At 40.9% G+C, this 14,206-nt stretch carries 15 protein-coding genes and 1 tRNA gene; 11 read left to right on the top strand and 5 right to left on the bottom strand.

Annotated elements, in window-relative coordinates; all coding sequences use genetic code 11:
• Positions 1 to 42 precede the first annotated feature (42 nt).
• Positions 43 to 115: transfer RNA gene (locus FD17_RS06770), tRNA-Arg, on the top strand.
• Between the two features lie 96 nt (positions 116 to 211).
• On the opposite strand, the gene FD17_RS06765 is transcribed toward FD17_RS06770, so the two are convergent.
• Entirely contained in the window at positions 212 to 1,585 is a 1,374-nt protein-coding gene (locus FD17_RS06765; protein ID WP_057824943.1) for a glycoside-pentoside-hexuronide (GPH):cation symporter, read from the bottom strand.
• A 306-nt stretch (positions 1,586 to 1,891) separates the two neighbouring features.
• Between FD17_RS06765 and FD17_RS06760 the strand changes: the two genes are divergently transcribed.
• Positions 1,892 to 2,731: a transporter substrate-binding domain-containing protein gene (locus tag FD17_RS06760; protein WP_057824941.1), complete on the top strand. Its 840-nt coding sequence runs from the start codon at positions 1,892 to 1,894 to the stop codon at positions 2,729 to 2,731.
• 14 nt (positions 2,732 to 2,745) lie between these two features.
• Entirely contained in the window at positions 2,746 to 3,411 is a 666-nt protein-coding gene (locus FD17_RS06755) for an amino acid ABC transporter permease (protein ID WP_057824939.1), read from the top strand.
• Positions 3,412 to 3,473: 62 nt separating this feature from the next.
• Here the strand turns inward: FD17_RS06755 and FD17_RS13335 are convergent, their stop codons facing one another.
• From FD17_RS13335 to FD17_RS06745, 3 genes are read right to left on the bottom strand one after another with little or no spacing between them, the layout of a single operon-like run.
• On the bottom strand, positions 3,474 to 3,620 hold the full coding sequence (locus FD17_RS13335; RefSeq protein WP_164479011.1) for a hypothetical protein: 147 nt from the start codon (positions 3,618 to 3,620) through the stop codon (positions 3,474 to 3,476).
• Between the two features lies 1 nt (position 3,621).
• Positions 3,622 to 4,071, bottom strand: a complete 450-nt coding sequence (locus FD17_RS06750) for a GtrA family protein (protein WP_057824937.1) — start codon at positions 4,069 to 4,071, stop codon at positions 3,622 to 3,624.
• Between the two features lie 2 nt (positions 4,072 to 4,073).
• Positions 4,074 to 5,021, bottom strand: coding sequence for a glycosyltransferase family 2 protein (locus FD17_RS06745; RefSeq protein WP_057824935.1), 948 nt, complete (start codon positions 5,019 to 5,021; stop codon positions 4,074 to 4,076).
• Positions 5,022 to 5,259: 238 nt separating this feature from the next.
• On the opposite strand from FD17_RS06745, the gene wecB reads away from it, so the two are divergent.
• Together wecB and FD17_RS06735 are read left to right on the top strand one after the other, a co-directional pair.
• Complete coding sequence (gene wecB, locus FD17_RS06740) at positions 5,260 to 6,375, top strand: non-hydrolyzing UDP-N-acetylglucosamine 2-epimerase (protein ID WP_057824933.1); 1,116 nt, start codon at positions 5,260 to 5,262, stop codon at positions 6,373 to 6,375.
• A gap of 17 nt (positions 6,376 to 6,392) precedes the next feature.
• A complete protein-coding gene (locus FD17_RS06735; RefSeq protein WP_057824931.1) occupies positions 6,393 to 7,295 on the top strand; it encodes a YihY/virulence factor BrkB family protein in 903 nt (300 codons plus the stop codon).
• A gap of 88 nt (positions 7,296 to 7,383) precedes the next feature.
• Here FD17_RS06735 and FD17_RS06730 read toward each other — a convergent pair whose 3' ends face one another.
• Positions 7,384 to 7,833, bottom strand: a complete 450-nt coding sequence (locus FD17_RS06730) for a flavodoxin (RefSeq protein WP_057824930.1) — start codon at positions 7,831 to 7,833, stop codon at positions 7,384 to 7,386.
• A 90-nt stretch (positions 7,834 to 7,923) separates the two neighbouring features.
• Between FD17_RS06730 and recX the strand changes: the two genes are divergently transcribed.
• The 6 genes from recX to FD17_RS06700 all read left to right on the top strand — a co-directional run bounded on the left by recX (position 7,924) and on the right by FD17_RS06700 (position 14,140).
• The gene (recX, locus tag FD17_RS06725; protein WP_057824928.1) at positions 7,924 to 8,721 is read left to right on the top strand and encodes a recombination regulator RecX; all 798 of its coding nucleotides are present in this window, start codon (positions 7,924 to 7,926) and stop codon (positions 8,719 to 8,721) included.
• A 93-nt stretch (positions 8,722 to 8,814) separates the two neighbouring features.
• Positions 8,815 to 9,366, top strand: a complete 552-nt coding sequence (gene ntdP, locus FD17_RS06720; RefSeq protein WP_057824926.1) for a nucleoside tri-diphosphate phosphatase — start codon at positions 8,815 to 8,817, stop codon at positions 9,364 to 9,366.
• A gap of 117 nt (positions 9,367 to 9,483) precedes the next feature.
• The gene (locus FD17_RS06715) at positions 9,484 to 10,593 is read left to right on the top strand and encodes an AI-2E family transporter (RefSeq protein WP_082617163.1); all 1,110 of its coding nucleotides are present in this window, start codon (positions 9,484 to 9,486) and stop codon (positions 10,591 to 10,593) included.
• 113 nt (positions 10,594 to 10,706) lie between these two features.
• Positions 10,707 to 11,117, top strand: coding sequence for a glycerol-3-phosphate cytidylyltransferase (tagD, locus tag FD17_RS06710; RefSeq protein ID WP_057824923.1), 411 nt, complete (start codon positions 10,707 to 10,709; stop codon positions 11,115 to 11,117).
• Between the two features lie 128 nt (positions 11,118 to 11,245).
• Positions 11,246 to 12,103 (top strand): hypothetical protein, encoded by an 858-nt coding sequence (locus FD17_RS06705; protein WP_057824920.1) that lies wholly within the window; start codon positions 11,246 to 11,248, stop codon positions 12,101 to 12,103.
• A gap of 12 nt (positions 12,104 to 12,115) precedes the next feature.
• Entirely contained in the window at positions 12,116 to 14,140 is a 2,025-nt protein-coding gene (locus FD17_RS06700; protein ID WP_057824918.1) for a CDP-glycerol glycerophosphotransferase family protein, read from the top strand.
• The last annotated feature ends 66 nt before the right edge of the window (positions 14,141 to 14,206 follow it).

Raw genomic sequence — 14,206 nt, 5'->3', positions numbered from 1 at the left:
CAGCCTTGCTGATAAATGAGAAAATTGTAGTGCAGTTGTTTTGGCCCCATAGCACAACTGGATAGGGCACCCGCCTCCTAAGCGGTTGATCCCGGTTCGAGTCCGGGTGGGGTCATGTATATAGATCTACTGAATTGGCATCATTAAATTAAACAGCAGAATCGGACATCATCTTGACGATGATCGATCCGATTCTGCTGTTTTACTGTGTCTATTTGTTTCGTTGTTCTGCCCGCTTCAATAAATCGTCTTTGATTTTAGGCTCCATTTTTTCGTATTTGAAATAGAAAACCATGATGCCGGCTACAATTGCATAAATGATGACAGGCAGCCAAATGAAGCAAAAGCTGATTGCCGAAGACGCGTGGGCCGTCTGGTTCTGATTGGCGACAAATCCAGCCATATCCAATATTTTCGAAGGAATAAAGCTGCCGAAGCCTGAGCCTAATTGGATACAAAAAGCACTTCCAACCGCAGTTAAGAATCCAGAAGCACGGACGCCACTCTTCCATTCCCCAAAATCAACCGTGTCTGCCAACATGGCAAATGGCATTGACATTGCCAAGGCTGAACCTAAAACTCCAATTGACCAGGAAATGATGACCAGCACGAAATTTCCACCAACCATGGCCATCATCGCCTGGCCAACAGCACCAATTCCCAAACCAATCAGCATGGTTGCCGTTTTGTTAGTGACTTTTACGATGAATGGAATGGAAATGCTTGAAATAATCCCTAAAACCTGTAAACCATTGAAGACGGCTGCCAGTTCAGCGTTGCCGAGATTATACTTTGCGTAGTAGGTGGAAAAGCTGTTTCGATCAGCCTGAGCGATCCAAAAAGTTGCGAAGGAAATGACCAACAGATACCATGGAACGTTACCAACGGTCGCTTTCAGACTTTGTTTAAACGGAAGCGACTTTTGGCTGACAGGAACTCTTTCGCGCATGTTTTTGAATGCCGTGATTAATAAAAAGACCGCCGCAACACCAAATAAAGCAATGGTGATCATGAAGCCATGTTTGTCGTTTCCTCTACCGAAGAATGCTACCAAGGGAAGCGTGAATGTACTGGTAACAAATGATCCAATCAGACTCCCCACCATTCGGTAGGAATTGGCGCCAATCCGTTCACTGGGATTAAGTGTCAGATTGGGCAAAATAGCCGAGATCGTGGTTTGGATACCGGTGTATATGACACCGGCAGCCAGGACATATGTAATTCCGGCGTATAGAAGTTTGGCAACACCGTGTATGTTAGGGGCGGTAAAAGCCAAAAAAGTGCTCAAAGCAAAGGGAATTGCCAGCCAAAGAAAATATGGTCGGCTTTGGCCCCATTTGGTATGTGTGTGGTCAACGATTGAACCCCAAAAGATTGCACTCACAGCATCAACAATACAAGCAATCAAAATGATCATTCCGGCAGCTGAAACGGGGATGTCGAATACATCTGTGTAAAAGTAAAGAATATAACTGGACATACTGACATAAAGCAGGTTACCTGCCATATCAGTGAAGGAATAACTGATTTTTTCCAGCGTTGGTAATTTGGCATTAGCCTTTGCCGTTTCTTCTTTTAAATCCATTAATAGACCTCCAACATATTGATTTCACATGATTAATATCGTTTCCAAATATTTTTATTATATGCTGATTTCGATCATCTTCAAGGACAATTATGATAAAAAACTGGTTAAGAATGTGTCAAAGCCCTATTAAATAGGCACTGTTTAGCTATGCCAAAAGTGTTGAATTTATTAAAATATGACCTCCACTTTCTCTTTATTAGTGACAATTTATAATATCTAACAATTAAATAATTGGGTATTGTGAAATCGCTTTCACATGCCTATAATATACATGATTCAAAAACTTGAGGAGGTTGACAATTTATGCGCAGAATTAAATTTCGTTGGTTAATGTTACTGGGAGTATTTGCTGTGTTGGGGTTGATCATCACTGGCTGTGGTCAGAAAAAATCAGCAGATAAGGGACCACTGACCGTTGCGACTTCTGGGACGCTGTATCCAACATCGTTCCATGATCAAAAGACCAATAAGCTGACCGGCTTTGATGTTGAAGTTGTTCGAGCAGTTGCCAAAAAGTTGGATAGAAAAGTTGTCTTTAAGGAAATGAACGTTGATGGTCAGGAAACTGCCGTTAAGACCGGCAAGGCAGACATGGCTGCCAATGATTTTGCCGTATCGCCACAACGGGCAAAACAGTTTGCTATTTCAACACCATACAAGCATTCGTTTAACAGTATCGTTGTTCGTCAAAAAGATGATTCCGGGATTCATTCATGGGCCGATATTAAAGGTAAAAAGGCCGCTGGAGAAGCTGGAACCGGTTATCAACGATTGGCAAAGCAGTTAGGTGCCAAGACTGTTAACTATAACAACGTTTCAAACGACATTTATTTAAGGGATGTCGAAAGTGGCAAGACTGATTTGATCATGAATGATTATTATCTTCAGAAATTGGCATTGGCGGCTGTTCCAAACAACACTTTGAAGATTATGCCAAACATGTACTTCAGAACTAATGAAGACGGCAAGGGTGTCGGTATCTTGATGAAGAAGGGTGACACGAAGCTTCAAAAACAAGTTGATAAAGCTCTCAAAGAACTCAAGAAGGACGGGACGCTGAAGAAACTTTCAGAGAAATACTATCATGCTGATGTTACTAAAGAACCTCATGTTCATATCTCAAAAACATTTACAATTAAGTAGGGCGGGCGTTGCGATTGGATATTATTAAATATTTGTCGATTCCGGATTTTTTCAATGCACCACTTGCATTTCATTCTGTTCCAAGAATATTGGCAGGTTTTCCGATGTCGATTGCGCTGACTGCGATTAGTTTTATATTGTCATTAATCCTGGGATTATTTTTGACACTGGCGCAGTTGAGCAAGCACAAACTTCTACACTACCCTGCCCGGGCATTCATCTCGTTCATGCGGGGTGTGCCGATGCTGGTTCTACTGTTCATCATTTATTTTGGATTCAGAGCAGATGCTCTTCCGGCAGCGGTGATTGCCTTTACCATCAACTGTAGCGCCTTTGTTTCGGAAGTCTATCGTTCTTCATTCAGCGCCGTTGATCACGGACAGTGGGAAGCTGCGTATTCTTTAGGATTACCTTATCGGAAAGTGATTTCAAAAATTGTTTTTCCACAGGCATTTAAAATTGCCATTCCGGCCCTCGGAAATATCTTGCTTGATTTGTTTAAAGGCACTTCATTGGCAGCCATGATTACTGTGAGTGAAATGTTTATGGATGCCCAGATTGTTGCGGGTGCTAATCAGGATTATATGACCATCTACATCACGATCGCCGTGATTTATTGGTTCTTCTGTTGGCTGATGACAATTGGGCAAACCCAGTTGGAACGTGAAATGGCAAAATAATGGATTTAAAAGGACCCTCGAAAATCAGAAATGATTTTCAAGGGTCCTTTAGTTTATTTTAATTACATTAATAGTTCGGCAACAACTACCAGGATAACGACCATTACCGCTGCAATTGCCAACAATTTAAAGCCATCAGCTTTGGTGTAATAGCCTTTTGGGAATTCCAGACGCCTTTCCCTTAAATTTTGTCTGTTAAGTTTTGACAAGTTATTCACCGTCCTTGTTCGGATGATCTTTGTTAGTGCTGTTTTTGAACACAGCCCATTTTGACCAAAAATAATTCAAAATAATTACGACAATATTTTCAAATATTTTCACTAAAATTTGATTTTGATGCATTAATGTAATTCCGATCCATAGAAGGATCCATTCAACAACCAAAGTGGCAACTCGGCCGCCAAAGAAAGAACTCATTTCTTTGAGATCACTAAGAAGTGATTTGGAAGGGGAGTGGAAAACATACGCTTTATTAGTTATATAGGCGAATAGGACACTGATCACCCAAGCAATAAAGTTGTTGATCATATAATTCATATTCGTGAAAATATGCAATCCCGAAAAGATTAAGACATTTACTGCTGTGGTTAAAACTCCCCAAAAAAGATACGCAATAACTTCTTCGTATTTATCATACAGCTTCTTCATTTGAGCAATCATAATTAACGTTTCTCCGCAATGACAAACTTAGGACGGTGCTTGGTTTCCAAGTAAATCTTCCCAATATAAGTCCCCAAAATTCCCAGACTGAACAGTTGGACACCACTTAAAAGCAGTATGATGGAGACCATTGAAGCCCACCCATTGACTGAACCGCCGAAGAACATTGCCCGAATGACAACGAAGAACAGCCCAATGATCGACAAAATGAAGGTCACAATTCCAACGAAAGTCGCCAACTTCAACGGGACATCTGAGAAATCCACGATGGCTTCCATTGAATACTCAAATAATTGAAAAAGTGACCAAGACGTCTTTCCGGCAGCTCGCGGGACACCCTCATATGCAAGGTATTTGGTTTTGAAACCAACCCATGAGAACAGTCCTTTACTGAATCGGTTATATTCAGGCAATTCCAAGACTGCATCAACATACTTACGTGTCATTAGTCGGTAATCACGGACATTTTGCTTCATTTGAACTTTCGACATCTTGTTGATGATTTTATAAAAGCTTGCGGAAAGAAATGCTCTAATCGGATTTTGCTTGCGACTGGTTTGAACACAGCCGACAACATCGTAATCCTGCTTTGGATCTTCAAGAATATCAACCATCTGCAGCAATAGCTCAGGTGGATCCTGGAGATCAACGTCCATGACGGCGACATAATCGCCGTGAGCATTTGAGAGACCAGCAGCAAATGCAGACTCTTTACCAAAGTTTCTTGAAAATGAAATATAGTGAACTTCGTCCGGATGTTCAGCATGCAGCTTTCGCATCACGTCCAAAGTTTTATCAGCTGAGCCATCGTTGATGAACAGGTAATCTGGCTGATATTGTTCTTCATGGGATGCATTTAGTTTATCGAATACTTTTTCTGTTGTGTTATAGAAAAGTTCAACCGTTGGTTCCTCATTATAGCAAGGAACAATTAGACTGATCGTTTTCAAAATATTTCCTCCCGTACATTTGTTGATGACTTTGCTTTTGTAAATGTTTATTGGTAAGCTGGATTCCGTTTGGGTCCACCAAAACAAATACGGAGCTGAAGGATTCACTTCAGTTCGGCTATGTAAAAAATGAACATCTAACAGATTATACCATATCATATTTTTTGAAAAATTAAGTAGCTGTTAAGTTTCTCGTCATCTTTGATATAATTGAGAACATACAAAGGAGAATTAATTGATGAAACCAATAAAAGTCATGTCCATCTTTGGAACCCGTCCCGAAGCAATCAAGATGGCACCGATCATTTTGCTTATGCAGCAGCATTTAAATGAATTTCAGCCCATTACAGTGGTTACTGCACAACATCGTGAGATGCTTGACCAGGTTCTGGATGTGTTCCACATTACCCCTGACTATGACCTCAATATTATGAAGAAGGGCCAGACGCTTAGCGACATTACAACTCGAGTGATTACAGAACTGGATCCGATTATTGAAAAAGCCCAGCCGGATATTATTCTGGTTCATGGTGATACGACAACGACGTTTGCCGCCAGTATCAGTGCTTTTTATCATCAGATCAAAATTGGCCACGTTGAAGCAGGACTGCGGACTTGGAACAAGTTGTCGCCATACCCTGAAGAGATGAATCGGCAGTTGACCGATGTCCTGGCAGATTTATATTTTGCCCCAACCTCGCTCAGCAGGGATAATCTGTTAAAAGAGAATCACCCGGATAAAAATATTTTTGTGACTGGAAATACCGCAATCGATGCGTTGAAACAGACGGTCACAAAGGATTACCAACATTCTGTGTTTGATGAACTCAAAGAAAATTCAAAAATGATTCTTTTGACGATGCATCGTCGTGAAAACCAGGGAGAACCAATGCGTCGGACATTTCAAGCCATTAAAGAAGTGCTTGCAGAACATCCGGATGTTGACGTTGTTTATCCGGTTCATTTGAGTCCCGCGGTTCAAAAGGTTGCTCATGAAGTATTTGATGGCGTTAAAGCAGTTCATTTGATTGAACCGTTGGATGTTTTGGATTTCCATAACATGTCGGCCCGGAGCTTCTTTATCATGACCGACTCCGGTGGGGTCCAAGAAGAAGCACCATCATTGAAGAAGCCCGTGTTGGTCCTTCGAGATACTACTGAACGGCCCGAAGGCATTAAAGCCGGCACTTTACGGCTTGTTGGCACGGATCCGAAAGTGGTTAAACGCGAAATGGAACGGCTCTTGGATGACCCCAAGGAATATCAAAAGATGGCTGAAGCCAAGAATCCATATGGGGACGGGCATGCATCAATCAGAATTCTTAATGCAATTAAGGATCATTTCACCAAATAATTTCAGGAAGACGATAAATGATGAAGCGAATATATGAATTCAGCAAAAATTTCATTCAAATAATTGTTAAACGCTATTCATCCGGAAACGTCTCCGATTCTGCGGCGGTACTGGCGTTTTATTCCTTACTGTCGATTTTTCCAATCTTTTTTATCATTGGAAGTATCTTAAATTTGTTCCACATTCATCTCAGTGAAGTTGAAGTATATATTCGGCCGCTGTTCCCGGAACGGATTTACAGCATGCTTGAACCAATCATTAACTCCACGCTGCAGAGTGGCGGTGCCAGTCAGCTGTCCGTTGGTCTGATTGTGACGATTTGGTCAGCCAGCCGGGCGATTGCGGCTTTTCAGCGCAGTATCAATAAAACTTATGAAGTCGCCGAAAATCAAACGGCCATTTCCAACCGACTGATTTCATTTGTCTGGATGCTGGTTTTAATTATGGCCCTCGTTGTTTTAATGTTTGTGTTCGCATTCAGCCAAATGTTTTTTGAATGGTTGAATCCAATTCTGAATGTCCCACATTGGATCTTGAATTTAATCGGGACCGTTAAATGGCCCGGAACAATTGTTGTTGCATGGCTGCTCTTGAGTCTGCTGTTTTATTTCGTACCGACGGCCAAGGTGAAATTCCGTTATGTATGGGTTGGCGCGTTGGTTGCGACTGTTGGATTGATGTTGTTGGCGCAGGGATTCACATATTACCTGAGGTTCTTTTCTCGAAGGATTGACGCATACAAGACGATTGGAACTTTTATTGTTCTAATGTTTTGGTTGGACTTTTCCGGAATCATTATGTTGTTTGGCGGTGTAATCAATGCCACCATTCAAGAAATCCGCCAAGGAAAAATCCAGGAGCAGGACGATGCGATTGAAACCGTCTGGAAGAAAGCCCGCAGAATTCGAAAGCACAAGTAGGCCGTAAATAAGTATTTGTGGATTATCAAAATAAAGAGGTCAGAACAAAAGTTTGGCTTTTGTCCCGGCCTCTTGTACATGAAACATGCTACTTACTGACTTTTGCCACTAGTTCAGCGGTAAACTTGTCGAGCTTTTCAATATCTTTTTCATCAGGTTCCAAATTAATCTTAAGGCTTTCCGATCCCTTTGTGGCACCGGTTTTTTCGAAGGTAGCCTCGAATTTGTCAACTGACGTATTGTAGAACTCTTCATAAAAGACATCACCGGAACCGGCAACCCCAAAAATTTTACCCTTCAGGTCAAGTTCGCCTAAATCATCATAAAAGTCCATGCCTTCTTCGGGCAGGGCGCCTTCATCGTACGTGTAAGGGCAAACGACACAAATGTCGACATTTTCAAAAACTGACGGATCGGTTTGGGAAATCTCCGTTTCTTCTACCTGAACATCGGCGTCTTCCAAGGCTTCAGTGACAATGTCGGCAATGTCTTCATTATTTCCTGTAATTGTTGCGTAAACTACGTGTGCAGTAATCATATTATTTCATCCTCTATCTTAAATTGATTTCAGTATACCAAATAGAAAAGGCAAAGTGAATTTCAACAACGTTGGTAAGAAAGGATTTTTATGGCAAAGACAATCACCAAAATCGAAGCTCAAAAACGCAAAGGCCGGTTCAACGTATACGTTGACGGTCAATATGCATTTCCGATCAGCGAAGAAGTTTTTATCAAATATCGGGTTTTTAAAGGGATGGAAGTCGATGATCAGCTCATCGAAACGCTTAAAAATGCTGACAACATTTCCAAGATACATAGCAGAGCCCTGAACTATTTGGCTCACAACTTGCGAACCGAATATGAAGTCCGGGAAAAGCTGGCTGACTTGACCGAAGATGCTGATGCCATTGACAAGGTGATCAATATTTTAGCCGATCAGACTCTAATCGATGATCAGAGATATGCCGACAGCTATGTCCGAACGGTGGCTCGAGAGCGAAAAAATGGTCCCGACTTCATTCGCCGTCATTTAAAAGATAAACGAGTGGATGCCAACAAGGTTGAAACCTCGCTGGATCATTATTATCCGGAACAAGATGTCATTGAGATCGGTGTCGAAGTTGCTGAAAAGCAGTTAAAACGATACAAGCGTGATTCTGCCAAGATGGCCATCAACAAGACCAAAGAACTGCTGATGCGCCGCGGATTTCCCTATGGCGATATTGAGGAAATTATGAATCAGACAGATACTGACGATATGGAACAACAGGACCATGAAGTAATCGATAAAGTTGCTGAAAAGTATTTCAGACAGTACAAAAGACTCGAACCTTATGAGCGCAACCAAAAAATTAAGCAGGCACTTTACCGAAAGGGCTTTTTGATGGATGATATTTCAATTGCCATGGAAAAGCTCCCAAAATAAAATAATTTCGAAAATAAACCCCACTCTGATATAATGACAATTGGATTGGTAACAATCGATGTTGTCAGCTTAGTCAGAAAGTGGGTACCATATATGCCACGACTACAAAAATTACCTGGAGAAGGAGAATTTATTGCGATTCAAAGCTACAAGCACGATGGCAGCTTACATCGAATTTGGCGGGATACGATGGTACTAAAGACGAGCGAAAATTCACTAATTGGCTGTAATAATCATACTCTGGTAACCGAGGATGACGGGAGACATTGGGTCACCCGTGAGCCGGCTTTGGTCTACTTTCACAAACACTATTGGTTTAATGTTGTGGCCATGATCCGTGATGATGGGATTGCTTATTATTGCAACCTGGCTTCACCATACGTCCTGGACAAGGAAGCTTTAAAGTATATTGATTATGATTTGGACGTTAAAGTTTTTCCGGACGGCCGACGAAAGCTGCTGGATGCCGATGAGTACTTGACCTTCAGCAAACGGTGGAACTATGGTCCTGAGATTGATCACATTTTAAAACGCAATGTCAGAATTTTAGTGGATTGGATTGAAAACGAAAAAGGTCCGTTTTCAAAAGAGTTCATTGCCATTTGGTACGAACGGTATTTGGAACTGTCTCGTCACAGTCAATAATTCGATCTTCAGGAGAGTGGTTGGTGCAATTATTGCATCAGCCATTTTTGATTTATGCTACAATTGTTGATAATAAGCAAATTGGATCTATCAATTTAGAAGTAAAGGAGCCTACGAATGCTGGAACGATTAAAAAAATCTCCGCTCATGTTTTGGTCATTGGAAATCTTGATCGTGGTGGCGATCATTTGGATCTGTACAAAAATCAGTTTTGTGTTTTCACCAATCGCCATCTTCTTCTCCACGGTCTTCATTCCCATTTTGTTGGCCGGAATTTTATTTTACATGCTTAATCCAATCGTCAATTTGATTACCAAAGTCAGAATTGGCAAGCACAGGATTACCAGAACGTGGGCGACCACCCTTGTTTTCCTACTTTTGATTGGTCTTATCGCATTAGCGGCAACCGTCTTTATTCCAAAGATTTTAAACCAGTTGGTGACGTTGGCCAATCAAATTCCCAACGCTGCTGATCAGGGGCAAAAATTAGTTGATAAGCTGTTTAAGGACATGAATTCCCAACAGCTTCTGCAAAAAATTGATTTTACGTCTTTAACCGATAAATTGACAAGCAATGTCAACAAGTACGCTGAAACAATTTTTAATGGGGTTACAAATGGGCTCGGCGGCATTATTTCGACAGCAGCCAGCGCAGTGATAACGGCAGTGACTGTTCCGGTTGTGTTATTTTATATGTTGAAAGATGGCTACCGGCTCGCCCCGACAATTAAGGGATTTCTGCCTGAACGACATCGTGAACAAACCATGGAATTGCTCGGCAAAATGAGCCGCACAATCTCCAAATACATCTCTGGTCAGATGATTGAGTGCTTATTTGTTGGAACATTTACAGCGATCGGCTATGTGATTATTGGGATACCTTATGCATTACTGCTGGGTGTGATTGCCGGAATCTGCAACATTATTCCTTACCTGGGACCCTATATCGGAATTGCCCCTGCACTGGTTGTTTCCTTCTCAAATGGCGGCCTCTGGGCAGTTGTGTACAACGTGATCGTTGTTTTAATTGTTCAGCAGATTGATGGTAACTTGGTTTATCCAAATGTGATTGGGAAATCATTGGAAATTCATCCACTGACAATCATTATCATCCTGCTGGCTGCCGGTAACATTGCCGGATTGATGGGAATGATTCTGGCTGTTCCACTCTACGCGGTCGTCAAGGTTGTGGTTATTCATATGTATAATATTTATCAGTTGGAATAACACAAAAACGTTAATAATCTTTAATAAATATTGACGTTGACGGTGATTATGCTACTATTTAAGATGTGTTTATTTTAATTCGCATTTTAAGTAATGATTAAGTAGGAGATTCTATGAAAAAAGTAATTACGTATGGAACGTTTGATTTGCTGCACAAAGGCCATGTTCGTTTATTGAAACGCGCAAAGGCACTTGGTGACCACCTCACCGTTTGCTTGTCTTCAGACGAGTTTAACGCTGAAAAGGGTAAGAAAGCTTACACGTCATACGAAGATCGAAAATATATTCTTGAAGCAATTAAATACGTGGACGAAGTTATCCCTGAAACCAACTGGGATCAAAAGATTCATGATGTTCAGGATCGAGACATTGATGTGTTCGTCATGGGTGATGATTGGAAGGGTAAATTTGACTTCTTGAAGGACTACTGTGAAGTTGTTTATCTACCTAGAACAGAGGGAATTTCAACCACTAAGATTAAGGAAGATCTGGGCCTTACTGATACACAGGATTGGAAAGCTTAAAATCAGAGCATGAAAAATCCGGTTCGGTGATTTAACGAAAGACGCGTGCAGCATATATGAGATTCAAACGAGGCTGAGGACAAGACTACGTGTTTTGTCTCAGCCTCGTTTTATTCAGGAGGAAAATTATGGGACGAGCAATCTTTTTGGCAACGATGATTCAAGGAATTCGCAAAGTAACGTTTAGGCGGCAGCTGTTGTCGCTGGTTAGCAATGATTTTCAAGTCGTTGTGTTGTTTGCAATGACTGATTTTGATGAAATCTGGCAGGCAAAGCAGGAATTTGCAAAAATTCAATTGCCCACTGGTGCGCCGAAGGTCCGATTGATTTCGCTAGCTGACATTTATGCCGACCATGATGGGGTTGTCCTCAAGCCAACCGATTACATTAACCCTGATTTATCAGGATTAAAAGAATATGAGTCTCATCAAGGGAAAATGACCATCACCAGATACATCGACGATAATGGAAATATTGTTGCCGAAACGCTGTTTGGTGAAAATTCTATCCGTCTACATACATTATTCTTTGACCAGAACAGCCGAATTATTCAAATTAACAATTATGATGACCAGGATAAATTATTTGGAATTGGAAAATATGTTAATGATAATTTGGATGAGAGCCTGCTGCTGAATGCCAAGGGCGAGTTGGTGTACAGATTTACCAACTACATCAAGGATCAGAAGGTCAGCTATAATATCACTCAAAGTTCAACGATTGCAGCACCGCAAGACTTGACGGAAGTTCAAGACGATACCGTGAAAACGGCTGACGAAACACTTAGAACGTTTGAAGGCCAAGGCAAGTCAACTTTTACCAAAGCTCTTTCGTACAGTGATTATCATCGTTATGATGATATCAATGCCTTTTACCATCAAGTGCTGCTCAATATGAATATTGAAGATGCCCGAACTTACATTGACATTGACAACATTGTTGATGCCTCCAAGTATCTTCCAAGTAAACGAATCTTTAATTATTAAGGGGAAATTATAGTGCGAGCGATATTATCAGGAGTCCATCAAAAAAAAGGTAAACAAGTTCTTGAATTTGAGCTGTTGGATGTAACGGTGCCTTTAGAAACCGCGTATGTTTTATTTGTTGAAAAAAATAGTTTGGCGTCAATCATGAAGCCAATCAGTAAGGTGCTTTCTCATAACATCATCCGGGTTAACATTGATGCTCAGGATTTTCATTTTCAATCCAGTGATCAGACTGAATTTGAGTGGCAGATTTTTCTTATTAACAATAGCTTGACCAATAAAAATGTCATTCAAGTTGAAAGTGAGTATTTGAGTGACCGGCATCAATTGGAACTAACCAGTTACTATCAATTTAACAGTGATGCCCAGGGGATGGCTTTATTTAATATTCGAACCCATCAATCGGATGACGAGTTTATGATTAATTCAGTCAACTTGACTGATGTTGATTTGGAAATTACTGGGTATAACAAGATTAACGGAACGTTGATCAAGAATCAGCGCATTATTCTCAAAAGCCATTCAACTGACGGCAAATTGGAGTATCCAGTCAGCAAAAAGCTGTTCGAAGGGATGTTTACGGTGTCAATTCCGTTGACGGACATTCCCCAAAACTCGGTTGGTGAATTGTTCATTGAGTATGAACTCAATGGTAAAGAAATCAAGCAGCGATTGATTATTTCCAAATCATTGGCAGGTCAATCCACCGACATCCAACTTCCAGGTAATCGGGAGATTACTTTGGAGAAGCGCTATGATAATGGTATCTTGGTCAAAGAATTCGCTGGTGCTTCACTTCTTCAAAAAGTTGGTGCCGCCGGCGGTAAAGCTTCGACAATGATTGATGTTATCAAAATGATTCAAGAAAAATTAAATCTTGTCCGGATGCGTTTCCTGTTTAAGTCGGGACACTCACCATATGAGAATACCACGATTATTTTTGAAAGCTTTGGGGGCCGCCAAGTGAGTGACAGTCCGTACGCAATTTATAAAGTTTTCAAGACATTGTACCCTGGTATCAATATGATCTGGTCAATTGATCGCTCACAAAAGAAATTCTGTAAAGAAAATCAAATTGCTTATGTGGTCCGACGAACAAACAAGTGGGTTCGGATTTTGGAAAAATCACAATTTTGGATTAGTAATGCCCGATTCCCAACTTGGGTAAAAAAGCCATCTTACGTCACATATATTCAAACATGGCATGGAACACCGCTTAAAAAACTGGGCTTGGATATCGAAAACGTTTCGATGCCCGGCACGACAACCGTCAAATATCACAAAAACTTTGTCCGGGAAGCAAACCGTTGGGATGCTTTGGTTTCACCCAATGATTATTCTACCCAAATTTTCCGTTCTGCATTTGGATTTAATAACCAGATCCTGAAGATTGGGTATCCTCGAAATGATGAATTAATCAACACCCAACCCGAGGACATTGACGCAATCAAAGAGCAGCTGGGAATTCCTCTGGACAAAAAGGTGGTCATGTACGCACCAACATACCGTGACAATCAATTTGCCGAGAAGGGTAAGTATACTTTCGAATTACCATTTGATCTCGATGATTTCAGAAAGTCATTTGGCGATGATACCGTGTTAATTCTACGGATGCATTATTTGATTTCTAATGCATTGGACATTTCGGATTACTCTGATTTTGTGTACGACTATTCAAATTATCCAAATATCAGTGATTTATACCTGGTATCTGATTTGCTGATTACGGATTATTCGTCAGTATTCTTTGACTATGCATATTTGAAGCGACCAATCCTGTTCTATCCTTACGATTACCATTTGTATAAGGAAGAACTGCGAGGATTCTATCTCAACTATGAGAAGGATCTTCCGGGTAAAATTGCCGAGAATTCCAAGCAGCTTTTGGAAGAAATTAACCATGCATTGGCTCATCCTGACATGGCGGCCAATGAGAAGTTTATGAACTTTTATAATCGCTTCTGTGCGATTAATGATGGCTTAAGTTCGCTAAAAGTTGTTAATTACGTTATGCATCAAATTGAAAGTGGAATGTAATCTTTTCCAGGATCCATGCCGAAAGCTGACTTTCGCGGCTCTTCGTCAACTGTTGTTGGTGAATCC

This window comes from Lentilactobacillus sunkii DSM 19904 (assembly GCF_001435575.1).
Classification (GTDB): domain Bacteria; phylum Bacillota; class Bacilli; order Lactobacillales; family Lactobacillaceae; genus Lentilactobacillus; species Lentilactobacillus sunkii.
This window is presented reverse-complemented; position numbering and strand designations above follow the sequence as displayed.

What these genes read in the sequence shown, in the direction of transcription:
- FD17_RS06730 (WP_057824930.1), bottom strand. Translation starts at nt 7,833, where the DNA reads ATGATTACTGCACACGTAGTTTACGCAACAATTACAGGAAATAATGAA.
- FD17_RS06760 (WP_057824941.1), top strand. Translation starts at nt 1,892, where the DNA reads ATGCGCAGAATTAAATTTCGTTGGTTAATGTTACTGGGAGTATTTGCT.
- FD17_RS06765 (WP_057824943.1), bottom strand. Translation starts at nt 1,585, where the DNA reads ATGGATTTAAAAGAAGAAACGGCAAAGGCTAATGCCAAATTACCAACG.
- wecB (WP_057824933.1), top strand. Translation starts at nt 5,260, where the DNA reads ATGAAACCAATAAAAGTCATGTCCATCTTTGGAACCCGTCCCGAAGCA.
- FD17_RS06735 (WP_057824931.1), top strand. Translation starts at nt 6,393, where the DNA reads ATGATGAAGCGAATATATGAATTCAGCAAAAATTTCATTCAAATAATT.
- FD17_RS06705 (WP_057824920.1), top strand. Translation starts at nt 11,246, where the DNA reads ATGGGACGAGCAATCTTTTTGGCAACGATGATTCAAGGAATTCGCAAA.
- recX (WP_057824928.1), top strand. Translation starts at nt 7,924, where the DNA reads ATGGCAAAGACAATCACCAAAATCGAAGCTCAAAAACGCAAAGGCCGG.
- ntdP (WP_057824926.1), top strand. Translation starts at nt 8,815, where the DNA reads ATGCCACGACTACAAAAATTACCTGGAGAAGGAGAATTTATTGCGATT.
- FD17_RS06715 (WP_082617163.1), top strand. Translation starts at nt 9,484, where the DNA reads ATGCTGGAACGATTAAAAAAATCTCCGCTCATGTTTTGGTCATTGGAA.
- FD17_RS06750 (WP_057824937.1), bottom strand. Translation starts at nt 4,071, where the DNA reads ATGATTGCTCAAATGAAGAAGCTGTATGATAAATACGAAGAAGTTATT.
- tagD (WP_057824923.1), top strand. Translation starts at nt 10,707, where the DNA reads ATGAAAAAAGTAATTACGTATGGAACGTTTGATTTGCTGCACAAAGGC.